The sequence below is a fragment of the Pseudomonas zeae genome (assembly GCF_014268485.2).
Lineage (GTDB): Bacteria > Pseudomonadota > Gammaproteobacteria > Pseudomonadales > Pseudomonadaceae > Aquipseudomonas > Aquipseudomonas neuropathica.
On record NZ_CP077090.1, the window covers coordinates 6,262,320 to 6,288,311 of the forward strand.

Annotated in this window: 20 protein-coding genes; 8 read left to right on the plus strand and 12 right to left on the minus strand. The window is 59.8% G+C overall.

From position 1 onward, the window contains the following. Positions 1-45: 45 nt before the first annotated feature. From HU754_RS27640 to bioB, 10 genes are all read right to left on the minus strand, one after another. Positions 46-1,842 (minus strand): acyl-CoA dehydrogenase C-terminal domain-containing protein, encoded by a 1,797-nt coding sequence (locus HU754_RS27640; protein ID WP_186619949.1) that lies wholly within the window; start codon positions 1,840-1,842, stop codon positions 46-48. A 90-nt stretch (positions 1,843-1,932) separates the two neighbouring features. Then, on the minus strand, positions 1,933-3,222 hold the full coding sequence (locus tag HU754_RS27645) for a GGDEF domain-containing protein (RefSeq protein ID WP_093429947.1): 1,290 nt from the start codon (positions 3,220-3,222) through the stop codon (positions 1,933-1,935). A gap of 198 nt (positions 3,223-3,420) precedes the next feature. Continuing rightward, complete coding sequence (locus HU754_RS27650; RefSeq protein ID WP_099757345.1) at positions 3,421-5,523, minus strand: cytochrome-c peroxidase; 2,103 nt, start codon at positions 5,521-5,523, stop codon at positions 3,421-3,423. 273 nt (positions 5,524-5,796) lie between these two features. After that, a complete protein-coding gene (locus HU754_RS27655; RefSeq protein ID WP_007910048.1) occupies positions 5,797-7,602 on the minus strand; it encodes a phenylacyl-CoA dehydrogenase in 1,806 nt (601 codons plus the stop codon). A 273-nt stretch (positions 7,603-7,875) separates the two neighbouring features. After that, positions 7,876-8,172: a pyrroloquinoline quinone biosynthesis protein PqqE gene (locus tag HU754_RS27660; protein WP_093429944.1), complete on the minus strand. Its 297-nt coding sequence runs from the start codon at positions 8,170-8,172 to the stop codon at positions 7,876-7,878. 107 nt (positions 8,173-8,279) lie between these two features. Continuing rightward, positions 8,280-8,960 (minus strand): dethiobiotin synthase, encoded by a 681-nt coding sequence (gene bioD / locus HU754_RS27665; protein ID WP_095050294.1) that lies wholly within the window; start codon positions 8,958-8,960, stop codon positions 8,280-8,282. Continuing rightward, a complete protein-coding gene (gene bioC / locus HU754_RS27670) occupies positions 8,957-9,766 on the minus strand; it encodes a malonyl-ACP O-methyltransferase BioC (RefSeq protein WP_186619950.1) in 810 nt (269 codons plus the stop codon). Before bioC ends, bioD begins: the two co-directional genes overlap by 4 nt. Beyond that, positions 9,759-10,490, minus strand: a complete 732-nt coding sequence (locus HU754_RS27675; protein WP_186619951.1) for an alpha/beta fold hydrolase — start codon at positions 10,488-10,490, stop codon at positions 9,759-9,761. The genes bioC and HU754_RS27675 overlap by 8 nt, the downstream gene beginning before the upstream one ends. Further along, complete coding sequence (gene bioF / locus HU754_RS27680; protein WP_186619952.1) at positions 10,483-11,661, minus strand: 8-amino-7-oxononanoate synthase; 1,179 nt, start codon at positions 11,659-11,661, stop codon at positions 10,483-10,485. Before bioF ends, HU754_RS27675 begins: the two co-directional genes overlap by 8 nt. Before the next feature lie 160 nt (positions 11,662-11,821). Further along, the gene (gene bioB / locus HU754_RS27685; protein WP_007910031.1) at positions 11,822-12,877 is read right to left on the minus strand and encodes a biotin synthase BioB; all 1,056 of its coding nucleotides are present in this window, start codon (positions 12,875-12,877) and stop codon (positions 11,822-11,824) included. A 91-nt stretch (positions 12,878-12,968) separates the two neighbouring features. On the opposite strand from bioB, the gene HU754_RS27690 reads away from it, so the two are divergent. From HU754_RS27690 to rarD, 5 genes are all read left to right on the plus strand, one after another. Continuing rightward, the gene (locus tag HU754_RS27690; RefSeq protein WP_186619953.1) at positions 12,969-13,703 is read left to right on the plus strand and encodes a ComFC family protein; all 735 of its coding nucleotides are present in this window, start codon (positions 12,969-12,971) and stop codon (positions 13,701-13,703) included. Between the two features lie 185 nt (positions 13,704-13,888). Next, a complete protein-coding gene (locus HU754_RS27695) occupies positions 13,889-14,653 on the plus strand; it encodes a TOBE domain-containing protein (RefSeq protein ID WP_186619955.1) in 765 nt (254 codons plus the stop codon). A gap of 70 nt (positions 14,654-14,723) precedes the next feature. After that, positions 14,724-16,625 (plus strand): PhoX family protein, encoded by a 1,902-nt coding sequence (locus tag HU754_RS27700; protein WP_116254369.1) that lies wholly within the window; start codon positions 14,724-14,726, stop codon positions 16,623-16,625. 170 nt (positions 16,626-16,795) lie between these two features. Beyond that, positions 16,796-17,770, plus strand: a complete 975-nt coding sequence (locus HU754_RS27705; RefSeq protein WP_093429937.1) for a serine/threonine protein kinase — start codon at positions 16,796-16,798, stop codon at positions 17,768-17,770. A gap of 205 nt (positions 17,771-17,975) precedes the next feature. After that, on the plus strand, positions 17,976-18,863 hold the full coding sequence (gene rarD, locus HU754_RS27710) for an EamA family transporter RarD (RefSeq protein WP_093429936.1): 888 nt from the start codon (positions 17,976-17,978) through the stop codon (positions 18,861-18,863). 223 nt (positions 18,864-19,086) lie between these two features. On the opposite strand, the gene HU754_RS27715 is transcribed toward rarD, so the two are convergent. Further along, positions 19,087-19,605 carry a glycine cleavage system transcriptional repressor gene (locus HU754_RS27715; RefSeq protein ID WP_093429935.1) on the minus strand — a complete coding sequence of 173 codons (519 nt, stop codon included), beginning with the start codon at positions 19,603-19,605 and terminating at the stop codon, positions 19,087-19,089. Positions 19,606-20,058: 453 nt separating this feature from the next. Here HU754_RS27715 and HU754_RS27720 point away from each other — a divergent pair, with 453 nt between their 5' ends. After that, positions 20,059-22,236, plus strand: coding sequence for a malate synthase G (locus HU754_RS27720; RefSeq protein WP_186619956.1), 2,178 nt, complete (start codon positions 20,059-20,061; stop codon positions 22,234-22,236). 400 nt (positions 22,237-22,636) lie between these two features. Here the strand turns inward: HU754_RS27720 and HU754_RS27725 are convergent, their stop codons facing one another. Further along, positions 22,637-23,083, minus strand: a complete 447-nt coding sequence (locus tag HU754_RS27725; RefSeq protein ID WP_034155034.1) for a response regulator — start codon at positions 23,081-23,083, stop codon at positions 22,637-22,639. Between the two features lie 259 nt (positions 23,084-23,342). Here HU754_RS27725 and HU754_RS27730 point away from each other — a divergent pair, with 259 nt between their 5' ends. Both HU754_RS27730 and HU754_RS27735 read left to right on the plus strand, forming a co-directional pair. Next, positions 23,343-25,277 carry a putative nucleotidyltransferase substrate binding domain-containing protein gene (locus HU754_RS27730; protein WP_302473218.1) on the plus strand — a complete coding sequence of 645 codons (1,935 nt, stop codon included), beginning with the start codon at positions 23,343-23,345 and terminating at the stop codon, positions 25,275-25,277. Beyond that, entirely contained in the window at positions 25,274-25,981 is a 708-nt protein-coding gene (locus HU754_RS27735) for a 3'-5' exonuclease (protein ID WP_186619960.1), read from the plus strand. The genes HU754_RS27730 and HU754_RS27735 overlap by 4 nt, the downstream gene beginning before the upstream one ends. Positions 25,982-25,992 lie beyond the last annotated feature (11 nt).

The following is a 25,992-nucleotide window of genomic DNA, read 5'->3' on the forward strand; positions in this document are numbered from 1 at the left end:
GGTCCCATGTAGGAGCTGCCGCAGGCTGCGATCTTTTGATCTTCCTTAAAGCGCAAACATTTCAGCCGGCAACTTCATCAAGCAATCACTGCCCGCCTCGATCGCCGCACGATGCGCCGCCGTACGCGGCAACAAGCGCTTGAAGTAAAACTCGCACGTCGCCAATTTCCCGCGCAAGTAATCCCTCTCGCCCTCGCCCGCCTCCAGTTGCGCCTGCGCCACCAGGCCCATGCGCAACCACAGATAGCCAAGGATGATGTAACCGCTGTACATCAGGTAATCCACCGACGCCGCGCCCACTTCATCCGGGTTCTTCATCGCCGCCATCCCGACCTTCATCGTCAGGTCGCCCCACTGCTGGTTCAGCTCATTGAGCTGCGCAACGAAACCGCCCAACTGCGGGTGCTCAGCGTTGGCTGAGCAGAACTTATGGACGATTTTGGTGAAACCGCGCAGCAACTTGCCCTGACTGCCCAGCACCTTGCGTCCGAGCAGGTCCAGCGCCTGAATGCCGTTGGTGCCTTCATAGATCGGTGCAATCCGGCAATCGCGCACCAGTTGCTCCATGCCCCATTCGCGAATGAAACCGTGGCCGCCGAACACCTGCATGCCGTGGTTGGTCACTTCCAGGCCGGTGTCGGTCATGAACGCTTTGCAGATTGGCGTGAGGAACGCCAGCAAATCCTCGGCCTCCTGCCGTGCTTCGGCATCACCGCTCAGATGCGCGACATCGAGCAACTGCGCGGTGAAGTAGGTCAGCGCCCGATTGCCTTCGTTAAAGGCTTTCATGGTCAGCAGCATGCGCCGCACGTCCGGGTGGACAATGATCGGGTCGGCAGGTTTATCCGGGGCTTTGGCGCCGGTCAGCGCGCGCATCTGCAAGCGGTCGTTAGCGTATTTGATCGCGCCCTGGAAGCTTGCTTCGCCCAGACACAAACCCTGCATACCGGTGCCTAGCCGCGCGTGATTCATCATGGTGAACATGCAGTTCAGGCCCTTGTTCGGCTCACCGATCAGATAGCCCTTGGCGCTATCGAAGTTCAGCACACAAGTGGCCGAAGCCTTGATGCCCATCTTGTGTTCGATCGAACCACAGGAAACACCGTTGCGCTCGCCCGCTTCACCCGTCGTATCCGGCAAGAATTTCGGCACGATAAACAGCGAAATCCCTTTGGTCCCGTCTGGAGCGTCGGGCAATTTGGCCAACACCAGATGGATGATGTTGTCGCTCATGTCGTGCTCGCCGGCAGAGATGAAAATCTTACTGCCGGTAACCGCGTAACTGCCATCAGCCTGAGGCACGGCGCGGGTCTTGATGATGCCCAGATCGGTGCCGCAATGGGCTTCGGTCAGGCACATGGTGCCGGTCCACTGGCCGGAGGTGAGTTTGCTCAGGTAGGTTTCTTTTTGCTCGGAGCTGCCGTGGGCATGAATCGCCGACATCGCGCCGTGAGTCAGCCCCGGGTACATGCCCCAGGAAGTGTTGCTGGAGCCGACCATCTCGCTGATCACCAGCCCAAGCGAACTCGGCAGGCCTTGGCCGCCGTAAGCCGGATCCGCCGCCAGACCGTGCCAGCCGCCTTCCACGTATTGTGCGAAGGCTTGCTTGAAGCCTGCAGGCGTTGTCACCACGCCGTTGTCGAAATGGCAGCCCTCTTCATCACCGCTGCGATTGAGCGGCGCCAGAACGTTCTCACAGAACTTCGCGCCCTCTTCGAGGATCGCGTTGATCATGTCAGGGCTGGCGTCGTGCGCGCCAAGGGCGGCGTAATTGCTGTGGAAGTCGAAGACGTGATCGATCAGAAAGCGCATGTCGCGCAAGGGAGCTTTGTACTCAGGCATGGTGGCTTCTCCGTCAGCAGATTTCTCCAACCTACTGCCGGCCACCACACCCCACAATCATTGTGCAGACGCTGAATGCGCCGTCATCACTCAACCTGCGGCCGTGTCCATGCGCACCGCGCCACGGCGGTTTTGTCCGTATGCCATCACGCAGTTACGCCCCGCGCCTTTTGCGGCATAGAGCGCCTCGTCGGCGGACTTCAGCACTTGTTCCGGGTTGCGTTGCTCCACTCGTTCGGCAACGCCGATGCTGACCGTGACCGAAACGCTGGAAGCACCAGAGCCGGCGCGGCGCTGACGACCTTGCTGATCATCCTGCGGGCGGTTTTCCTGATTGCGCAGTTGAATGTTGTAGGACGCAATCGACTCGCGGATCACCTCAAGGTGCGGCATGCATTCCTCAAGGGTTTTGCCTGCGAACACCAGGGCGAATTCCTCACCGCCATAGCGATACGCCCTACCGCCACCGCTGATTTTCGACAGCTTGCTGGCGACCAGACGCAGTACCTGGTCACCGACATCGTGACCGTGGGTGTCGTTGAATTTCTTGAAGTGATCGACGTCGCTCATCGCCAATACATAGTTGCGACCCAAGCGCTGCATGCGTTCGTTGAGCGCGCGGCGGCCCGGCAGACCGGTGAGTTCGTCGCGGAAGGCCATCTGATAAGCCTCGTGCGCAACCGCAGCGGCAATCATCAACATCACCTGGCTGCACATGATGTTCAGGGTGAACGGCAGGATGAAGGTTTTCGGCAGCATCCAGAACACGCCGAGCAGGCCGACCAATTGCGCCGCATGCAGCGGACGTGGATTGCGCCAGTATTGCCAGGCCAATAGCAGGAACGCCGAGATGAACACTGGATACGAGAGCTGGATCAGACTCATCCACGCGCCGTGCAGCGCCGGCCAGCGAATTTCCGAGAGCCACATCAGCAATGCCTGGGGATAACTTTGCTCAAGCCCCAATGCCACGCTGCCAAAGGCCAGTAACACGGCGAAACGCGCGACCATGTCCTGGAACAGATGTGTACGTTCCTGCCATGCGGCGAACAAGCCGAACAACAACGGCAACAGCAGGCATACGAGGTGGAAGACCACCGCAGCGTCTTCGCGGACCTTGCCGTTGTCGCGGTAATAGTCGGTCTGGGTGTCGAGCAGAAAGTAGGCGATGTACACCGTGAGCATCAGAAACAGCTCGCGCTGACGGCGATAAACCGCGCAATACGCGCCGCCCAGCAACAGCACCAACGTCGGCAACACGTTGAACAGCGAAGTGAAGAACACGCTGAGGTCTTTGACGTACGCAGCCGCCAACCCCGCTAGTAACAACAGCAGTGATGGCAGGAAATGACTGAAACGTACAGCGGAAGAACGCGGCAAGGGTAAAGCTCCGACCCGTCATAGCAAAGAGATGGCATTGTGCCTGCAATGCGTGCAGTTAAGCACACACAATGTGATCCAGATCACACGCAGTCTCTTTAACGGCAGAAAACCTGACTATCTGAGCGATTTGCCAAGTTTTTTGCCCGATTTGCCATGCTGGCCACCATCACTGATGGCCAGGCCTGGAAATATTCCTCACAAATCGTTGTAGAACGGCAGTAATGGCCCCTCCGCCGTGCTGCGCCCCTCGGCGCCGTAGGGCTTGAGATTGAGTGAAGCGTCCGCTGCCTGGCGGGTGGTGACTTTCGGACTGGCCGGACGTTGGGTCACGGCATTTTCATCACCGATATGGCCCTGCGGGATGACCAGCGACGGATGATCGAACGGCGCCCGCTCCCAGGCCACGCGCGGATCGGTCAGGCCGACTTCCATGAATTTCACCAGTGCGTCGATCTCATCCGGCGTCAGGTTGAGATTGGTCATGTCCGGATCGAGATTTGAGGTGTTGTGCTGATTCGCCGAAGGATGCTCGAAACCGCTGGTGTTGTTGGCGTCTTCGCCACGACGGTCGCCGCCACGGTTGTAGAACTCCATCACCTGTTTAAGCGTGGCGCGGCTGCCGTTGTGGAAGTACGGCCCGGTCAGCGCGATGTTGCGCAAGGTCGGCGTCTTGAAGGCGCCGTCGACCGAATCACGGAAGTTGACGTTGGGCTTGAGCGTGGCGTCGCACGGAATCGCTGCGCTCAGCGGCGCCTCGAAGGTGCAGACATCGACGTCCAGCGGATCGGGGATGCTGCCGCCTTGCAACAGCTTGTTGTACTGGCGGCTGAACGACCATGGGTTACCCCAGGCATCCGAGCCACCGAGCGCGAGGTCTTCTGAGGTCGGACGCACACCGGTGTTGTAGAAACCGTTGTCGTAAAGGGTGATCAGGTTATCGGCCATGACCATGCGTTCGATGCGTTCACGCGGGTGCATCAGCAGGCGGCTGGCCGCGTTGGTCAGCTCCGCGCCGCCGTGGCAATTGACGCATTTGCCCTTGCCGAGGAACAGATTCATGCCCTGAACCTGCTGCGCGTTCATCGCGGCTGAATCGCCTTGCAGATAGGCATCAATCGGCGCCTGGTCAGAGATCAGGGTGGATTCGTACATCTGAATCGCCAACCCGAAGAACAGCGGGAAGTTGGCTTCCATCTGTGTATACGGTGCACCGCCCACCAGCACATTTTGCGTGGCGTTCCACAGGCGTGGCTGGAAGGCATTTTTGATCAATTCGCGATATGTCGGACGCCGCGCGCCGGATACCGAAGCGAGCACGGAGTCGTTGGAAGAAATCCGCTGTTGCTTGAGCATCAACTGATCAAGCATGCGCCGGCCGATGTCGGCGAAAGTGCGGCCACCGCAGGACATTTCCACCCCGCTCCCGGGCGGACCTACTGCTTGCGACGCCGCAGAAGCATCGTTGAGCGCCAGCCGGACTTTGCTTGCCACGGTGCTGCGCTCGCTGGTCACGTAAATCGCCGCATCAGGGTCACGATTGCCGAACGGCGAGAAGCCGTTAAACACGTTATTCGCCCTTCCGTCCCAAAAGTTGCGCACATTGAACGCTGCGTTGATCACCGACGGCGCGTTGCGCCCGGTGCTGCGGCGCACGTTGATGCCGCCGACCTGGAAGATGCCATCAGGCTGCTGAGTGCATTTGTCGAAACGTGGCTGGTTGGGTTTGACGAAATTGGCGTCGAACACGCCTTGGGAGCCGATCACGTCGTCCGTCGAGTAAACAATCGGCGAGTTGCGCTCCAGTGGATTACTCAGCACATGGGTCGGGAAGTCGTTTTTCTTCAGTGTGTAGTTCGGCCCGCCCTTGCCGCCGGACAGCGTCGCGTAGGACGCCACATCGCCGGGAATATCCGACGCTACAAAGGGTTTGTTGAAGATCGAAGCGACGTTGGCATTGGTGTGCGCCTGGCCGGGGTTGAGCTGGTTGGTGATGCGGTGATCGACGCCGGCGTGGTAATGGCAGGACGCACACGCCGTGGCGCCGTCGCTGCCGACTTCCATGTCCCAGAACAGCGCTTTGCCCAGCAGGATTGCGGCGGACCGGTTGAGCACGTAGTCGGTCATCAGGTCGACTTTACGGCCACCCTCGGTTCCTGAGGGATCAGGCGGAACCATGCCTCGCAGTGATTGCAGGCTCGGCACTTGCGGCACCGGCGGATCCACTTCCACAGGATCAGCCGCCATGGCGCCGCAGGCACTTAGCGTGAGGGTTAACCCGACAAGTCGACAGATGTTCATATTCTTCACCCTGACGTTGTTGTTATGAGTTCGCCGGGCGAGAGGCGTCGTGAAACAGGACAGGATTTCTCGTGAGCGCCGGTTAATCTGCGCTGTGCAATTAATTGGCCAGCCTTCCGAGAAACATTTTGAATCAATAAACGCTGGCGCTGCGCGCTGTCAGCTCACCGTTTCTGCTGGGGAAACGTCCCCAGTGTTGGGGGTAAATCCAGCGCAAAAAAAAAACCGCCGCCCCCCAAGGAGCAGCGGTTTTTCAAAAGACCGCGTTAAGGCTTAGTAGCCCAGTGCGAAGTCTTCTTCTTTCATGTCCATCAGGTTGTTGGCGCCCGACAGCATGGTGGCCACGTGAGTACGGGTGCGTGGCAGGATGCGCTGGAAGTAGAAGCGCGCGGTTTGCAGCTTGGCGGTGTAGAACGCCGCGTCGCCACTGCCTTCTGCCAGCTTTTCAGCAGCCAGACGCGCCATGTCGGCCCAGAAGTAAGCCAGGCAGGCATAACCGGAGTACATCAGGTAGTCCACGGAGGCCGCGCCGACTTCTTCGCGATCTTTCATGGCAGCCATACCGACCTTCATGGTCAGCTCGCCCCACTCTTTATTGATTGCCGCCAGCGGTGCGACGAACTCTGCAACGGCTTCGTTGCCTTCGTTGTTCTGGCAGAACTTGTGGACGATCTTGGTGAAGCCTTTCAGGGCCTCGCCTTGCGTCATCAGCACTTTACGGCCCAGCAGATCGAGTGCCTGGATACCGGTGGTGCCTTCGTACAGCATCGAAATGCGGCTGTCGCGAACGTTCTGCTCCATGCCCCACTCGGCGATGAAGCCGTGGCCGCCGTAGATCTGTACGCCGTGGTTGGCGGATTCAAAACCGACTTCGGTCATGAACGCCTTGGCGATCGGGGTCATGAAGGCCAGCAATGCGTCGGCTTTCTTTTTCTCTTCTTCATCGACGCCATATTTGACGATGTCGACCTGTTTGGCGGTGAAGTACACCATCGCACGGTTGCCTTCGGCGAAAGCCTTCATGGTCAACAGCATGCGGCGTACGTCAGGGTGCACGATGATCGGGTCAGCGGCTTTGTCCGGCGCTTTCGGGCCAGTCAGGGAGCGCATTTGCAGACGGTCGCGAGCGTATTTCAGACCGCCCTGGAAACCGATTTCGGCGTGGGCCAGACCTTGCAGCGCGGTACCCAGACGTGCGGTGTTCATAAAGGTGAACATGCAGTTCAGGCCTTTGTTCGCCGGGCCGATCAGGTAACCGGTGGCGCCGTCGAAGTTCATCACGCAAGTGGCATTGCCGTGGATGCCCATCTTGTGTTCCAGCGAGCCGCAACTCACTGCGTTGCGTGCACCGACGGTGCCATCAGCATTGGGCATGAACTTTGGAACGATGAACAGCGAGATGCCTTTGGTGCCGGCCGGTGCATCCGGCAGGCGGGCCAGTACGATGTGGACGATGTTGTCGGCCATATCGTGTTCACCGGCCGAGATGAAGATCTTGGTGCCGGAAACTTTGTAAGAACCATCGGCCTGAGGTTCGGCCTTGGTGCGCAGCATGCCCAGGTCGGTGCCGCAGTGCGGTTCGGTCAGGCACATGGTGCCGGTCCATTCGCCGGAAACCAGTTTGGTCAGATAGGCTTCTTGCTGCTCAGGGGTGCCGTGCTCGGAGATGGTGTTCATCGCACCGTGCGACAGGCCTGGGTACATGCCCCACGACCAGTTGGCTTCGCCAACCATCTCGCTCACTGCCAGACCCAGCGACTCCGGCAAGCCTTGGCCGCCGTGCTCAACGTCGTGAGCGAGGCTTGGCCAGCCGCCTTCGACGAATTGCTTGTAAGCCTCTTTGAAGCCGGTCGGGGTTTTCACGCCGGACTCGCTCCAGGTGCAACCTTCGAGGTCGCCCACGCGGTTCAGCGGCGCCAGTACCTGCTCACAAAACTTGGCGCCTTCTTCGAGAATGGCGTCAACCATGTCTGGAGTTGCGTCTGCGCAAGCCGGAAGGCTCTGATAGTGCGCTTCGTAGCCGAGCAGTTCGTCACGAACGAAGCGAATATCACGCAAGGGGGCCTTGTAGTCAGGCATAGCGATAAACCTCTGCTGATGTAACCGGGAATGAACGACCGTGTTGATTTGTTGTGACGGTCAAACAGTTGTTTGAAACATACGTTTACGCCGAAATCTTGTCAAGCATCGATCTTTTGCCGTTCGTCATCGCATCTTTCAAACGCCGGACACAGCAAACCGCCATGCGCTCGATCGAGTCACGGGTGCTGAAAAAAGATTAGTTGAGGTAGAAGGACTTACAACGAAAAACGCCGCGACAAAGCGCGGCGTTCAGGGGCAGATGGCAAAAAATCAGGCAAAGGTGTCGATGATCGTACCGAGCATTTCGTCGGAAGCTTTGGCGACTTTTACGCCCAGCTCCACTTGAAACTTGCCTTGGGCCATTTGCACCATGTCGCTGCCCAGGTCCATTTGCTGGCTGCGATCAACGCCACGCAGACGATCGACCTGCGCTTCCGAAGACTGGCTGGTGACCGAACGCTCAATGGTGTTGTTGGCAATCTGGCTGGCGGCCTGATCAACGCGGTTCTGCCCGCTCTGAATCGAGCTCAGACCTGCATAAAAAGCTGTGTTACCGGAGATTTCCATAACAGTTCTCATCCTTGGGAAGGATCAATGGCGCCATTGAACCAGAGGCGCCAGAAAAACACCCGTCAAAAACACTAATGGCACAGTGCCTGCCCATAGAGAAAAGCTTAGTCGAGCAGATCCAGTTGCAAATGATCCGCTACCGCTTCGGCACTCAAGCTCTTGAGTTTCGGCACGCGCCCAAGGCATGGCGCCGGAATTCGCTCGGCCAATGTGGCGAGGTTCTCCTCAAGCCGCGAAGTCTTCGGATCGATGATATTCGCCACCCACCCGGCCAATTGCAGCCCATCACGGGCAATCGCCTCGGCCGTCAGCAAGGCATGACTGATGCACCCCAGCCGCACACCCACCACCAGAATCACCGGCAGCTTCAACGCAATCGCCAGATCCGACAGATTGTCCTGATCCGCCAACGGCACCCGCCAGCCACCCGCGCCCTCGATCAAGGTGAAATCGGCGTTCATCGCCAGAATCTCGCGCATCGGCGCCAGCAACGATTGCACGGTCAACGCTACTCCGGCCTCACGCGCTGCCAGGTGCGGAGCGATCGCAGGCTCGAACGCCACGGGATTGACCTGTTGATAAGTCAGCGGCAGCGAACATTCGGCCAACAGCGCCAACGCATCGGAATTGCGCAGCCCCTTCGGCGTGACTTCGCACCCTGACGCCACCGGTTTGCCCGCCGCGGTACTCAAGCCTGCTGATCGCGCCGCATGCAGCAACCCGGCAGCCACGGTGGTCTTGCCGACGTCAGTGTCCGTTCCGGTGATGAAATAGGCTGCGCTCATACGGGTTTCTCCAACACGGCGTAGACCACCTGATAAGTCGCCGGCAATCCCGACGCTTCACGGAACTGCTCGTAAGCTTCCACCAGCCCGAGAATCCGCGCCCGTCCGGTCAAACCACCGGGCCGTCCGGGATTCAGATTGTGCGCACCCAAGGCCTTCAATTCATGGGTCAGGCTGCGCACATCGGGGTAATGCAGCACGTGAGACTGATTCTCCAGGCTCAACGTACGCAAGCCACTGGCCGTACACAGTTGCTCATAACGGGTGAACTCGCGGAAGCGGTTGACGTGCACCATCCCGTCGACCTGCCGCCAACTGTCGCGCAACTCGAACAACGTCCCTACACAAAGACTAGCAAACGCAAAAATCCCACCCGGTTTCAGTACGCGAAAGGCTTCGCTGAGCACCGCATCGAAGTCCGCGCACCATTGCACCGCCAGGCTGGAGAAGATCAAGTCGCAAGTCGAGTCCTGCAACGGCAGACGCTCCGCATCGCCAGCAATGAAGTACTCAGCGCCGCCCAACGGCCGCGCGTGATCGAGCATGCCCTCGGCAATGTCCAGCGCCAGACCATGGCCCTCGGCAAAATGCGCGGCCAGTGCCCGGGTGAAATAACCGGTGCCACAGCCCAGATCCAGCCAGCGCGACGGTGAAAAATCCGCCGGCAAGCGTTGAAGCAATTGCGTACCCACATCACGTTGCAACTCGGCGACGCTGTCGTAGCTGGCCGCCGCACGAGAGAAAGAGGCCGCGACCTGACGCTTGTCAGGCAAGCCGCCAGGCAGCACAAGAGACAAATCAGTCATCACCGCACTCATGTAAAAAAGCCTGGATAGCGCCCGCCAGTCCGTGGGGGTCTTCCAGAAGAAACGCATGACAGGCCTGTTCGATCAGACCTATTTCGATGTCCGGCAACAGGACGAACAACGCCCCCGCCGCTTCCGCCGGAACGAGAGCGTCCTGTCCGGCGAACAGATGAAATTGCGGGCCGCGAAATGCTTGCAGTGCTTCGCGGGTATCCAGTTGCGCGAGCAGTTCCAGGCCCGCCATCAACGCCGACGGCGCCGTGTGCGGTGCGCCGCCGAGCATCAACCGCGACAAGCCGCGCGCATCTTGTGCACCTTGAGCACAGAGCAGCGAAAAACGTTTGAGGGTCAGCCGGGGATCGGCTTGGCAACCGGCGAGAAACGCATCGAAAGTCTCGCCGGGCATCGCGGTTGGCCACTGTTCATGGGCAACGAAGGAAGGATTGCTCGCCAGCGTCAGCAATCCGCAGCAACGCTCGCCACGGCGCGCCGCCAGTTCGGACGCGAGCATGCCGCCCAGCGACCAGCCACCGAGCCAGACGTCTTGTGGAATGCGTTCATCGAGTTCATCGAGCCAGTCTTGCAGGTCGCTGGAATCCAGCTCCGGCAGCGGCTCGATTTCCACTTTCAGATGCTCGTCGAGCCCTTGCAAAGCGGCGGCCAAAGGCTCCATCGGCGACACACCGAGGCCCCAGCCGGGCAGCAGAATCAGGCGATCACGCATGGCTTGGCTCCGACGACAGTTGGGCAAAGCAATCGGCCAGCCCCTCTAACAATAGCTGCACCTGCGCCTCGCTGTGGGCGGCGGTCAGGGTCACGCGCAAGCGCGCGCTGCCGGCGGGCACGGTCGGAGGGCGGATGGCGGTAACCATCAGCCCGCGCTCGCGCAACATTTGCGAGAACCGCACCGCACGACCGGCATCGCCGATCATGATCGGCTGGATCGGCGTGAAGCTGTCCATCAACTCCAGGCCGATCTGCTCGGCGCCCTGGCGGAACTGGCGGATCAAGGTCTGCAGATGCTCACGGCGCCAGTGTTCAGTGCGCAGCAGCTCCAGACTTTTCAGGGTCGCGCAGGCCAGCGCTGGTGGCTGGCTGGTGGTGTAGATGTACGGACGGGCGAACTGGATCAGGCTTTCGATCAGCTCTTCACTGCCAGCAACAAATGCCCCTGCCGTGCCGAACGCTTTACCGAGGGTGCCAACCAGTACCGGCACATCTTCCTGGCTCAAACCGAAATGCTCGACGATGCCGCCACCGTTCGCACCCAGCGGCCCAAAACCGTGAGCGTCATCGACCATCAGCCACGCGCCTTTGGCCTTGGCTTCACGAGCCAATGCCGGCAGGTCAGCGAGATCGCCGTCCATGCTGAACACACCGTCGGTGACTACCAGCGTATTGCCGGTGGCTTTCTCAAGACGCTTGGCCAGGCTCACCGCGTCGTTGTGCAGATAACGATTGAAACGCGCGCCGGACAACAGACCCGCGTCCAGCAGCGAAGCGTGATTGAGGCGGTCTTCCAGCACCGTATCGCCCTGCCCGACCAGCGCCGTGACCGCGCCGATATTAGCCATGTAGCCGGTGGTAAAGAGCAATGCACGCGGTCGACCGGTGAGATCGGCCAGCGCTTCTTCCAGTGCGTGATGCGGGCCACTGTGGCCAATCACCAGATGCGAGGCACCGCCACCGACGCCCCAGCGTTCAGCACCGGCGCGCCAGGCTTCGATCACTTGCGGATGATTGGCCAAGCCTAGGTAATCGTTGTTGCAGAAGGCGAGCAACGGTTTGCCGTCGACCACCACTTCAGGCCCCTGCGGGGACTCAAGCAGCGGTCGCTGGCGATAGAGATTTTCGGCACGACGGGCAGCAAGGCGTGCGGCGAGATCGAAAGACATGCAGGCCTCGACTTTCAAGTGACACAGATCCCTTGTGGGAGCGAGCCTGCTCGCGAATAGGCCTTCACATCCAACATCAATGTCGACTGAGGCACCGCTTTCGCGAGCAGGCTCGCTCCCACAAGGGGTTTTGCATTCCTTCAGAGGAATCCGCGCAGCTTTAAACCGCGGCGTTGTAGAACTGCTCGCTGCTCTTCTGCTCCACCAGCGCCTGTTCGATTGCGGCCTGGTGAACCTCATCGGAATGTTCTTCACGAGCTTCCGGCTGAATGCCCAGACGCGCGAACAACTGCATGTCCTTGTCCGCCTGCGGGTTGGCGGTGGTCAGCAGTTTGTCGCCGTAGAAAATCGAGTTGGCGCCGGCGAAGAAGGCCAGGGCCTGCATCTGCTCGTTCATCGCTTCGCGGCCGGCGGACAGGCGCACGTGGGATTGCGGCATGAGGATGCGGGCCACGGCGAGCATGCGGATGAAGTCGAACGGATCGACGTCTTCGGCGTTTTCCAGCGGGGTGCCGGCAACTTTCACCAACATGTTGATCGGCACCGATTCCGGATGCTCCGGCAGGTTGGCCAACTGGATCAGCAGATTGGCGCGGTCATCCAGCGACTCGCCCATGCCGAGAATGCCGCCGGAGCAGATCTTCATCCCCGATTCACGCACATAGGCCAGCGTTTGCAGACGTTCGCTGTAAGTACGGGTGGTGATGATGCTGCCGTAGAACTCGGGCGACGTGTCGAGGTTGTGGTTGTAGTAATCGAGCCCGGCCTTGGCCAGTGCCTCGGTCTGATCCTGATCGAGACGGCCGAGGGTCATGCAGGTTTCCAGGCCCATGGCCTTCACGCCTTCGACCATTTTCAGCACGTACGGCATGTCTTTGGCCGACGGATGTTTCCACGCCGCGCCCATGCAGAAACGTGTCGAACCGATGGCCTTGGCGCGTGCTGCCTCTTCGAGGACTTTCTGCACTTCCATCAACTTTTCTTTTTCAAGGCCGGTGTTGTAGTGACCGGACTGCGGGCAGTACTTGCAGTCTTCCGGGCAGGCGCCGGTCTTGATCGACAGCAGTGTCGACACCTGAACGCGGTTGGCGTTGAAATGTGCGCGGTGCACCGTTTGCGCCTGGAACAGCAAGTCGTTGAATGGCTGTACGAAGAGTGCTTTGACTTCGGCCAGAGACCAGTCGTGACGCAGGGTGGCGGTGGTGCTCGCGCTCATGGGTAGTTCCTTGGTTATGCTTGGCTGGCGGCTGCGGGAACGGAATACCCACAGGCGCGACACGGATGTTCGGCATATTTAAGGAAGAGTCATGCGCTGTCAACCACGATACGAAGGACAGGTTTACATCTGTTTAAATAATGTACAGACCTGCTTACTTTGCGATGAGCCGGCAGAAGCAGAAATGCCAATCTGCGTGGCCTGCGAAACGGATTTGCCCTGGCTCGGCGACCACTGCCAGACCTGCGCCCTGCCACTCTCTGCCGCCGACCTGACCTGTGGCGAGTGCCTGCTAGAGCCGCCGGCGTTCGAACAGGTGGTGGTGCCGTGGCGCTATGGCTTCCCGGTCGACAGTTTGATTACGCGTTTTAAACACAACGCAAAATGGCCGTTTGGCCACCTGCTCGCCGACGTTCTCGGGCAATACCTGCAACATCACTTCGATGAGGGGTTGCCGAGGCCTGATGTGTTGTTGCCGGTGCCGCTGGCGAACAAACGTCTGCGTCAACGCGGGTTCAACCAGGCTGCGATGCTGGCGCGGTGGTTGAGTCAGTCACTGGATCTGCCGTGCGAAGAACGGGTTCTGCGGCGAATCAAGGATACCGATGCTCAGCAGGATCTCGACGCCAAGGCGCGTAAAGGTAATCTGCGCAATGCCTTCAGCCTCATGCCGGATGCGCGCATAAAAGACCGACATCTCGCGCTGGTTGACGACGTATTGACCACTGGCGCGACCGCACAGGCTCTCGCCCGGTTGCTGATAAACGCTGGCGCCGCCCGGGTCGATGTCTATTGCTTGGCCCGCACGCCGAAACCCGGAGCCTGAATATTGCGCAATCCCCTGTGGGAGCGAGCCTGCTCGCGAAGGGGCCAGCACATTCAACATTTTTGCTGGCTGACACTCCGCTTTCGCGAGCAGGCTCGCTCCCACTGGGAGACTTGTGTCGGACTTGACTCTCGCGTCGCTAGCGGCCAACTTCCACGTCCACCGCCACAAAAAAGCACCCATTCATGTCCATGCCTTCCCTGCTCTCCCAGCACATCGTCCGCCGTCCGCAGCGCATCGCCCTGCTGCAACATATCGCCGAACAGGGCTCGATCACCCGCGCGGCGAAAAGTGCTGGCCTGAGCTACAAAGCGGCATGGGACGCCATCGATGAGCTGAACAACCTCGCGCAGAAACCGCTGGTCGAGCGCGCCGTCGGCGGCAAGGGTGGCGGCGGTGCGAAACTCTCCAGCGAAGGCGAGCGCGTTTTGCGCCTGTACCAAAAACTGCAGGCCTTGCAGGCCCAGGTGCTGGAGGCAGCGGAAGACGCCAGTGATCTGGATCTGCTCGGTCGTTTGATGCTCAGAACCAGCGCACGCAATCAGTTGCACGGCAAGGTCGTGGCGATCGAAGCGCAGGGCCGCAATGACCTGATCCGTCTCGAACTGGCCGAAGGCCTGTGCCTCGACGCGCAGATCACCCATGACAGCACCGTGCACCTGGAGCTGCAAGCCGGCACCGAAGTGGTCGCCCTGATCAAGGCCGGCTGGCTGGAATTGCTCAGCAATGAGCAGCCTGCAACGTTTGGTCACAATCTTCTCAACGGCACCATCGAAGCGATCCTCGACGCCGAGGATGGCCCGAGCGAAGTGCGCATTGCCCTGCCCAACGGCCATATCCTCTGTGCCCTGGCGGAACCGTTGGACCTGCGCACTCGCGGGTTGGGCCTCGCACAACCAGTGCAGGTGCAGTTTTCGCCGTCCAACGTGCTGCTCGGCACGCCGCTGTAATCAGGCGCTGCAACGAAAGCGTCATCGACGCTCATTAAGGTGGCTGCCAAAACCAAGCAGGGAGCCTGATGTGAGCCTATTAGAAGAAAACCAATCCACTGACCTGGAAAAAATGGTCGGCCTCAGCCGTCGCGGTTTCATCGGCGCCGGTGCGCTGTGCGGCGCGGCGATGTTCCTCGGCGGCAGCCTGTTGAGCCGCAGCGCGCTGGCCACTGGCGTCAGTGCCGGCAACAGCCGTCTGCTCGGTTTCGAGAGTATTCCGGCGGCAACCACCGACGTCATCACACTGCCCAAAGGCTACAAGTCTTCGGTGCTGATCAGTTGGGGCCAGCCCCTGCAAAAGAACGGCCCGGCCTTCGACCCGAGTGGCAACGGCACCGCTGCCGCACAAGAAGTGCAATTCGGCGACAACAACGACGGCATGAGCCTGTTCGCCTTCCCCGACGACCGCAATCGCGCGCTGATGGCGATCAACAACGAATACACCAACTACCGCTACCTCTATCCGCACGGCGGCATGCCGCAATCGGCCGAAGACGTGCGCAAGGCGCTGGCCTGCGAAGGCGTCTCGGTGATTGAAGTGCAACGCAAGAACGGTCAATGGCAGTTCGTTCAGGGTTCGCGCTACAACCGCCGCATTCACGGCAACTCACCGCTGCGCATCAGCGGCCCGGCGGCCGGTCACGACTTGATGAAAACGGCGGCCGACAAACACGGCAAGAAAGTCCTCGGCACCTTCCAGAACTGCGCCAACGGCAAAACGCCGTGGGGTACTTACCTGACCTGCGAAGAAAACTTCACCGACTGTTTCGGCAGCAGCAATGCCCAGCAACAGTTCGACCCGGCGCAGAAGCGTTACGGTGTCTCCGTCGCCAGCCGCGAGATCAACTGGCACCCGTACGACCCGCGCTTCGACATGGCGAAAAACCCCAACGAACTCAACCGACACGGCTGGGTGGTCGAGATCGATCCGTTCGATCCGCAATCGACCCCGGTCAAGCGCACAGCGCTGGGCCGCTTCAAGCATGAAAACGCCGCACTGGCCGAGACCGACGACGGTCGCGCCGTGGTGTACATGGGCGACGACGAGCGTGGCGAGTTCATCTATAAATTCGTCAGCCGCGACCGCATCAACCATCGCAACGCCAAGGCCAACCGCGACATCCTCGATCACGGCACCCTGTACGTGGCCAAGTTCGATAATGGCGACAGCAACCCCGACCACCCGAAAGGCCAGGGCCAGTGGATCGAACTGACCCACGGCAAAAACGGCATCGACGCCAGCAGCGGTTTCGCCGATCAGGCCGAAGTGCTGATCCACGCGCGCCTCGCCGCCAGCGTGGTTGGCGCGACGCGCATGGACCGTCCGGAGTGGATCGTCGTCAGTCCGAAGGACGGTCAGGTCTATTGCACCCTGACCAACAACGCCAAGCGCGGCGAAGACGGGCAGCCGGTGGGCGGGCCGAACCCGCGCGAGAAAAACGTCTACGGGCAGATTCTGCGCTGGCGCACCGACCGTGACGATCACGCCTCGAAGACGTTTGCCTGGGATCTGTTTGTGGTCGCTGGCAACCCGGGCGTGCATGCAGGGACGCCGAAGGGCGGCTCAAAGAACATCACCCCGCAGAACATGTTCAACAGCCCGGATGGCTTGGGTTTCGACAAGGCCGGACGCTTGTGGATTCTCACCGACGGTGATTCGAGCAACACCGGCGACTTCGCCGGGATGGGCAATAACCAGATGCTTTGCGCCGATCCGAAGACCGGTGAAATTCGCCGATTCATGGTCGGGCCGATTGGTTGTGAGGTGACGGGAATCAGCTTTTCGCCGGATCAGAAAACCCTGTTTGTCGGGATTCAGCATCCGGGGGAGAACGGCGGTTCGACCTTCCCCGAGCATCTGCCGAATGGCAAGCCGCGGTCTTCGGTGATGGCGATCACTCGCGAGGATGGTGGAATCGTCGGCGCCTGACAGGCCCTCATCGCGAGCAGGCTCACTCCTACATTTGGAATGCGTGCGTTCCCCTGTAGGAGTGAGCCTGCTCGCGATAGCGTCAGCACAGACACCAACCACCTCCCCCGCTGCCATCTGCGCTACCATGCTGGGCCGGACGCGGCAGCCTGCTGCGCGCAGGAGTCAGCATGGCCCACCCGTTTGAAACCCTTACCCCCGACCTCGTGCTCGATGCCGTTGAAAGCATCGGCTTTCTCAGTGATGCGCGCATTCTGGCGCTCAACAGCTACGAAAACCGCGTCTATCAGGTCGGCATCGAAGACTCCGAACCGCTGATCGCCAAGTTCTACCGCCCGCAACGCTGGACCAACGAAGCCATCCTCGAAGAACATCAATTCACCTTCGAACTGGCCAACGTCGACATCCCGGTGGTAGCGCCGCTGATCCACAACGGCGAAACCCTGCACGAGCATGCCGGTTTTCGCTTCACTCTGTTCCCGCGTCGCGGCGGGCGGGCGCCGGAGCCGGGCAACCTTGATCAGTTGTATCGCCTCGGCCAGTTGCTCGGGCGCATCCACGCGGTCGGCGCGACCAAGCCGTTCGAACACCGTGAAGCCCTCGCGGTGCAGAACTTCGGCCACGCTTCGCTGAACACCTTGCTCGAAGGCAACTTCATTCCGAAAAGCCTGCTGCCGGCCTACGAGTCCGTCGCCCGCGACCTGCTCAAACGCGTGGAAGATGCCTACGCCAACACACCGCACCAGAACATCCGCATGCACGGCGATTGCCACCCCGGCAACATGATGTGCCGTGACGAGATGTTCCACATCGTCGACCTCGACGACTGCCGCATGGGCCCAGCGGTGCAGGACATCTGGATGATGCTCGCCGGTGATCGTCAGGAATGCCTCGGACAACTGTCGGAATTGATGGACGGCTATAACGAGTTCCACGACTTCGATCCGCGCGAACTGGCACTGATCGAGCCGCTGCGCGCCTTGCGCCTGATGCACTACAGCGCCTGGCTGGCGCGGCGCTGGGATGACCCGGCGTTCCCGCACAGTTTTCCGTGGTTTGGTACCGAGCGTTATTGGGGTGATCAAGTGTTGGCGTTGCGTGAGCAACTGTCCGCGCTGAATGAAGAGCCACTGAAACTCTTCTGATCCACCAATATCCTTGTGGGAGCGAGCCTGCTCGCGAATACGGACTGACATTCAACAGTGATGTCGACTGAAACGACGCCTTCGCAAGCAGGCTCGCTCCCACAATTGTCCGGTGTTCACAATTTCCCGACCATTGCGCTACGGCATTCGTAGACAAATCTCCTTACAATCCCTCCTTTGTTAGCTGCCTAAGCAAGGATTCTGCATGCAAGCCGCCAACCCGCGTCGCGGGTACATTCTGGGCCTGAGCGCCTACATCATCTGGGGCCTGTTCCCGATCTACTTCAAAGCCATCGCCGAAGTGCCGGCCGTTGAAATCATCATCCATCGAGTGTTGTGGTCGGCGCTGTTTGGTGCGTTGTTGCTGATGGTGTGGAAACACCCAGGCTGGTTGCGCGAACTGCTCGACAACCCTAAACGCCTGGCGATTCTGGCCCTGAGCGGCACGTTGATCGCGGCCAACTGGCTGACCTACGTGTGGTCGGTGAATAACGGGCGCATGCTCGAAGCGAGCCTCGGCTACTACATCAACCCATTGGTAAACGTGCTGCTGGGGATGTTGATTCTCGGTGAACGCTTGCGGCGGATGCAGTGGCTCGCGGTCGGCCTGGCGGCGGTTGGTGTGGCGCAGCAGGTCTGGCAGGTCGGCAGTCTGCCGTGGGTATCGCTGGTGCTGGCGTTGACGTTCGGCTTCTACGGTCTGATCCGCAAACAGGCGCCGGTCAAGGCGTTACCGGGGCTGGTGGTGGAAACCTGGATGCTGGTACCGATCGCGATTGCCTGGCTGCTGTTCAATCAGACCGCGACCAGCGCCCAACCGGAGTTCTGGACCACCTCGCAAGCCTGGTGGCTGGTAGCAGCCGGCCCGGTGACATTGGTGCCGCTGGTGTGTTTCAACGCTGCCACGCGTCACTTGCCCTACACCACCATCGGCTTCCTGCAATACCTGGCGCCGACTTTGGTGCTGCTGCAAGCCGTGCTGCTGTTCGGTGAGCATCTATCGTCCAGCACACTGGTGGCGTTTATCTTCATTTGGGCCGGCCTGGCCGTTTACAGCGTCGATGCCGTGATCAGTTTGCGCCGGCGTAGCTGATCAAAAAACGTACAAACCCTTACAGGCCACGGTTCTCGTGGCCTGCATCGTTCCTTCCCAAGGTTATCCACAGCGTGATCCCCGCCGTTTGTGTGCAAGTCACTGAATGTTGGCGATTTTTTGATCAGCTCCGCGCAAGCCCCGGCCGGCCTGACGCTGCGCCCGGTCTCTACAGGTTATCCACAGGCAGGTGCACGTTAAAACTGGATAACCCGGTCAGCGCTTAACTGTCTGTGCGTAACACCAGTTCGACCATCAGATCATCAGCCAGGGTTTCCAGCCGCGACTGCAATACATCCAGCGACAGGGTTAGCGGTACCGCGAGAATCGCTTCGGCGTGGAACAGCGGTTCGCTGCTCATCGGTGCCGGACGCACTTCAGTCACCAGCCGCTCAAGGTTGACGCCCTGCTCGCTCAACAGCCGGGTGATGTCGCGGACGATACCGGGCCGGTCATTGCCCACCAACTCCATGGCGATCGGCTTCCAGGTACAGGATTGTTCGATACCGCTCTCGGCGATCAGCACGCGAATGCCGTGCGTCGACAATGCTTGTAAGGCATCGACTAATTCGTCGTAAGCCTCTGCCGGCACCCCGACCCGAAGAATCCCGGCGAACTGCCCGGCCATCCGCGACATGCGGCTTTCCAGCCAGTTACCGCCGTGTTCGGCAATGCATTGGGCGATGCGCTCGACCTGCCCAGGCTTGTCCGGGGCGAATACGGTGAGTACGAGATGGTCCATGGCGCAGCCCTCTTGTCATGACTTTTGTTGTAGAAGGGGAAGTATAGGCAAGGGATGGTCCGCCGCCTCAGACGCCCGAAACAACAAATCGTGTACAACTTTTTATATTTAGCTGGAACAATCCATCTGTTTTTTGAGAACATCCCGTTCCGCGATGTGACCGCAATGCGACATGAGGTCGCAGAACGACGTAATTAGTCTGATTTTCACAAGCGCAACTCATCATGTAGTATGCCGCAGCGCGCACTACATAACGCTGAATCGATGTCTGCCCAAAGCCTGTTCGCAACCCTGAAAGCCCCGTCAGCAAGGCCCCAAGCCGTTGATTGGTCCCAGCCCAGCCGCCAGCAATGGCATGTACTGGTCGGCAGGTTTGTGGTTTAAATGGCCAGAGGCTTCATTGTCAAATTGAAGAGCTGAAAAGCGAAATAGCTGAGCAGAGTGAGGCAAGCAATGACTGAACACGTTCAAGTCGGTGGCCTGCAGGTCGCCAAAGTCCTGTTCGACTTCGTGAACAACGAAGCCATTCCCGGTACCGGCCTCACCGCCGAAAAATTCTGGGAAGGTGCCGACAAGGTCATTCATGACCTGGCGCCGAAGAACAAAGCCCTACTCGCCAAACGCGATGACTTCCAGGCTCGCATTGATGCCTGGCACCAGGAACGCAACGGTCAGGCGCACGACGCCGTGGCCTATAAAGCCTTCCTGCAAGAAATCGGTTATCTGCTGCCAGAAGCGGCTGATTTCCAGGCAACGACGCAAAATGTCGATGATGAAATCGCCCGTACCGCCGGTCCGCAACTCGTTGTGCCCGTGATGAACGCCCGCTTCGCTCTCAATGCCTCGAATGCCCGCTGGGGTTCGCTGTATGACGCCCTCTACGGCACCGACGCGATCAGCGAAGACGGTGGCGCGGAAAAAGGCAAAGGCTACAACAAGGTGCGTGGCGACAAAGTCATCGCCTTCGCCCGTGCCTTCCTCGACGAAGCCGCACCATTGGCTGCTGGCTCCCACGTCGATTCGACCGCCTACAAAATCGCTGACGGCAAACTGCTGGTCACCCTCAAGGGCGGCAGCAACACCGGCCTGCGCGACGATGCACAACTGATCGGTTTCCAGGGCGACGCCAACGCGCCAATCGCCATTCTGCTGAAACACAACGGTCTGCACTTCGAAATCCAGGTCGACGCCACTACCCCGGTTGGCCAGACCGACGCGGCCGGCGTCAAAGACATCCTGATGGAAGCAGCGCTGACCACCATCATGGACTGCGAAGACTCCGTGGCCGCCGTCGATGCCGACGACAAAGTGGTGATCTACCGTAACTGGCTCGGCCTGATGAAGGGCGATCTGTCGGAATCCGTTTCCAAGGGCGGTCAGACCTTCACCCGCACCATGAACCCGGATCGCACCTACACCGCGCCAAATGGCGGTGAAGTGACGTTGCACGGTCGTTCACTGCTGTTCGTGCGCAACGTTGGCCACTTGATGACCATCGACGCGATCCTCGACAAAGACGGCAACGAAGTTCCGGAAGGCATCCTCGACGGTCTGGTCACTTGCCTGGCGGCGATGCACAACCTCAACGGCAACACTTCGCGCCGCAACACCCGCACCGGTTCGGTCTACATCGTTAAACCGAAGATGCACGGCCCGGAAGAAGCAGCGTTCACCAACGAGCTGTTCGGTCGCATCGAAGACGTGTTGGGCCTTACGCGCAATACGCTGAAAGTCGGGATCATGGACGAGGAGCGCCGCACCACGGTCAATCTCAAGGCCTGCATCAAGGCGGCCAGCGAGCGCGTGGTGTTCATTAACACCGGTTTCCTCGATCGCACTGGCGACGAAATCCACACCTCCATGGAAGCCGGCCCGGTGGTACGCAAGGCCGACATGAAGGCTGAGAAGTGGATCGGCGCTTACGAAAACTGGAACGTCGATATCGGTCTGAGCACCGGCCTGCAAGGTCGCGCGCAAATCGGTAAAGGCATGTGGGCGATGCCCGACCTGATGGCCGCGATGCTTGAGCAGAAAATCGCGCACCCGTTGGCCGGTGCCAACACCGCTTGGGTGCCGTCGCCGACTGCTGCTGCGCTGCATGCGCTGCACTACCACAAGGTCGACGTGTTCGCCCGTCAGGCCGAACTGGCCAAACGTGCTCGCGCCTCGGTGGACGACATCCTGACCATCCCGCTGGCGGTCAATCCGAACTGGACGCCAGAGCAGATCAAGAACGAACTGGACAACAATTCCCAGGGCATTCTTGGTTATGTGGTGCGCTGGATCGACCAGGGTGTGGGCTGCTCGAAAGTGCCGGACATCAATGACGTCGGCCTGATGGAAGACCGTGCCACGCTGCGTATCTCCAGCCAGCACATCGCCAACTGGCTGCGCCACGGTGTCGTCACCGAAGCGCAAGTGATGGAAAGCCTCAAGCGCATGGCGCCGGTGGTGGATCGTCAGAACGCCAACGACCCGCTGTACCGTCCGCTGGCACCGAACTTCGACAGTAACATCGCCTTCCAGGCGGCGGTCGAACTGGTGATCGAAGGCACCAAACAGCCGAACGGCTACACCGAGCCGGTGCTGCACCGTCGTCGTCGCGAGTTCAAGAAGGCCAACGGCCTGTAACTTGCGCTGAATGCCGGACATGAAAAAGCCCTGATCGAAAGATCAGGGCTTTTTTGTTTGTGCTGTGGATTGGATTTTTGTGGCGGGCTTGAGATCCATCCCCCTCACCCCAGCCCTCTCCCCCAAGGGGTAGAGGGGGAAAGGGGGCCGATCTATGTGCTTTTCAAAATCTGAGCCCGGCTCAGGAATTGCCAAGAGTAGAGGGGGAAAGGGAGCAGATTTATATGCTTATCAAAATCTGAGCTCGGCTCAGGAATTGCCAAGGGTTGAGGAGAAAGGGAGCAGATATTGGTGCTTTTCAAAATCTGAGTTCGACTTAGGAATTTCAAGTCGGTGGACCTTGCACATCCACCGCGGTCAGTCCCCTCTCCCCCTGGGAGAGGGCTAGGGTGAGGGGCTTCTAAGGCTCGATACCCAATTCATGTTTCACCAACGCCAACAACTTGCCCGTATCAATCGGCTTGAGCAAAAAATCCACCACGCTCAAATGCATCGCCGCAATCGCATCTTTCACATCCGCATCGCCGGACACGATGATGATCGGCAGCGCCGCCCTTACCGATTCACGCACCTGGCGAATAAGCTCAAGGCCACCGACATGGCCCATGCGTAGATCGGTAATCACCAGCCCGATCGACGGTTTTTCTTCGAGCATCTTCAGCGCCGTCTCACCACTGGCAGCGGTCATGCAACGAATGCCATCCAACGCGAGAATCTCCGACAACAGCTCCCGGGCGTCCTTGTCGTCATCGACGATCAGTACACGCTGCGGCGGCAAATCGGGTTCGAGCATTACAGCGCTGAGCGCTTCACGCTCGGCGTCGCTCAAAATATCGTGGTCGGACATGGCGTTCTCTACGTTTTCAAATCAATCACCTGGCACAGTCGTCAGACATCGCTAAGCAGAGCTTCAATGTGCACTTCGTCGGATTTTTTTCCAAGAGGCTGGCGGGCGAATTTCCGACTGTTTTTGTAGGGCACTTCCCAAATGTGCCCAACGGCAGCTCAAACCTAGACTTACGTCCAATGGGCACCCCGCCCGCAGGGGTCGACCATGGCTGCAACGATCCGACAACAACAATTCGAAAAAGACTGCGGTAATGGTTATGAGTAAAGCGGACGCCTTCACCCAGGCAGGGAAAACCGCGGTATTGCAGAACATTCAGGGCACCCTGCAATTCCTCCAGCGCTTCCCGCCCTTCAATCAGATGGAATACGCCCACCTGGCTTATCTGGTGGAACAATGTCAGCTGCGTTTCTACGGCCAGGGCGAAAGCATCATCAAACCCGCCGACGGCCCGGTTGAACACTTCTATATCGTCAAGCAAGGTCGGGTGGTCGGCGAACGTCAGCACATCACCAAGCCCGGCACCGAGACCACGTTTGAAATCACCACCGGCGAATGCTTTCCGCTGGCCGCGTTGCTCGGCGAACGCGCGACCCGCACCGAACACCTGGCCGGCGAAGACACCTTCTGCCTGCAACTGAACAAACTGGCATTCATCAAGCTGTTCGCCCTCTCCAACGCCTTCCGCGACTTCGCGTTACGCGGGGTCAGCAGCCTGCTGGATCAAGTCAATCAGCAAGTGCAGCAGAAAGCCGTGGAAACCCTTGGCACCCAGTATTCGCTGAACACCCGACTGGGCGAACTGGCGATGCGTCACCCGGTCACCTGCAGCCCCGACACGCCATTGCGTGAAGCGGTGAAGCTGATGCACGAGCAGCAGGTCGGCAGCATCGTTGCAGTGGATGCACACAAGGCGCCACTGGGCATTTTCACCCTGCGCGATCTGCGTCATGTCGTGGCAGCGGGCGTCGGTGATTTCAGCGAGGCTATCGAGCGCCACATGACGCCTTCGCCCTTTTATCTTTCGCCGGATCACAGTGCGTTCGATGCGGCGATTGCCATGACCGAACGGCATATCGCCCACGTCTGTCTGGTCAAGGATCAGCGTTTGTGTGGCGTGGTCTCCGAGCGCGATCTGTTTTCCCTGCAACGGGTCGACCTGGTGCACCTGGCCCGGACGATTCGCAGCGCCCAGCGCGTCGAACAACTGGTCGGCCTGCGCGGTGAGATCGGCCAACTGGTCGAACGCATGCTCGCCCACGGCGCGTCCTCGACGCAGATCACCTACATCATCACCCTGCTCAACGACCACACCGTGTGCCGCGTGATCGAACTGACCCTCGCGGAAAAAGGCGATCCCGGCGTGCCATTCAGTTGGTTGTGCTTCGGCAGCGAAGGCCGTCGCGAGCAGACGCTGCACACCGATCAGGACAACGGCATTCTGTTCGACGCCCGCGATGCTGCGCATGCAGCGGAGATTCGCGGCAAGCTGCTGCCGATTGCCCAGCAGATCAACCAGAGTCTGGCGCAGTGCGGTTTCACTCTGTGCAAGGGCAACATCATGGCCGGCAATCCCGAGCTGTGTCTGTCACGAGCAGAATGGGCGCGGCGTTTTGCGGCGTTCATTCGTGAGGCGACGCCGGAGAATCTGCTCGGTTCGAGTATTTACTTCGATCTGCGCGTGGTCTGGGGCGATGAAAAAGGCTGCGAACAATTGCGCCGCGGCATTCTCGATCAGGTCGGTGACAACCGTTTGTTCCAGCGCATGATGGCCGAGAACGCCCTGCGCAACCGTCCACCGGTGGGGCGTTTCCGCGAGTTTGTGCTGGCGCGCAAGAATGGCGAAAAAGCCACGCTGGACCTCAAGGTGCAGGGGCTGACGCCGTTCGTGGATGGCGCACGCTTGCTCGCGCTGGCCAACGGCATCGACGCCAACAATACCCTCGAGCGCTTCCGTCAGTTGGTCGAGAAAGAAGTCATCGAGCGACTGGATGGCGCGGCGTATGAAGAGGCCTATCACTTCATTCAGCAAACGCGCATGCAACAGCATCAACTGCAGACGCGGGAGAACCTGCCCTATTCCAACCGCGTTGACCCGGACAGCCTCAATCACCTCGACCGGCGCATCCTGCGTGAATCCCTGCGCCAGGCCCAGCGTCTGCAAAGCAGCCTGATGTTGCGGTATCAGCTATGAGCCTGTTCTCGTGGCTGCGTCCGGCCAGCCCGGTATTGCCGGTGGAGTGGCAACAGCGTCTGGCGAAGCTGCCAGCGATCACCGAGCTGCGCGAATGCACGTTGCGCGAACAACGCTGGGTGGTGCTGGATCTGGAAACCACCGGGCTGAATCTGAACAAGGACCGTGTGTTGTCGATTGGCGCGGTGGTGATCGAGGACGGCGCGATCGATTTCAGTCAGCAGTTCGAACGCACGCTGCAATGTCGCGAGCTGAAGCTCAGTCCGAGCGTGTTGATTCACGGGTTGGGGCCGAATGCGATTGCGGCGGGCAGTGAGCCGGTCGAGGCGTTGCTGGAACTCATGGAATTTATCGGCGACAGCCCGGTGCTGGCGTTTCATGCGCCGTTTGATCAGCACATGCTCGGGCGTGCGCTGAAGGAACATCTGGGGCACAAGTTGCAGCAGGTGTTCCTGGATGTCGCCGACATTGCACCGCTAGTGTGCCCGCAAGCGAACATTCGTGAGGCCGGGCTGGATGAGTGGATTGAGTGGTTCAAGCTTGAGGTGTTCGAGCGGCATAACGCGAGCGCCGATGCGCTGGCCACTGCGGAGTTGGCGTTGATTCTGTTCAGCCGGGCGCGGGGGCAGCAGATTCATAGTCCGTTGAATTTGCAGCAGCGGTTGAGTCAGTGGAAGCGGCGGCAGCAGGCGCCTTCGTTCTGAAATTGAGTCAA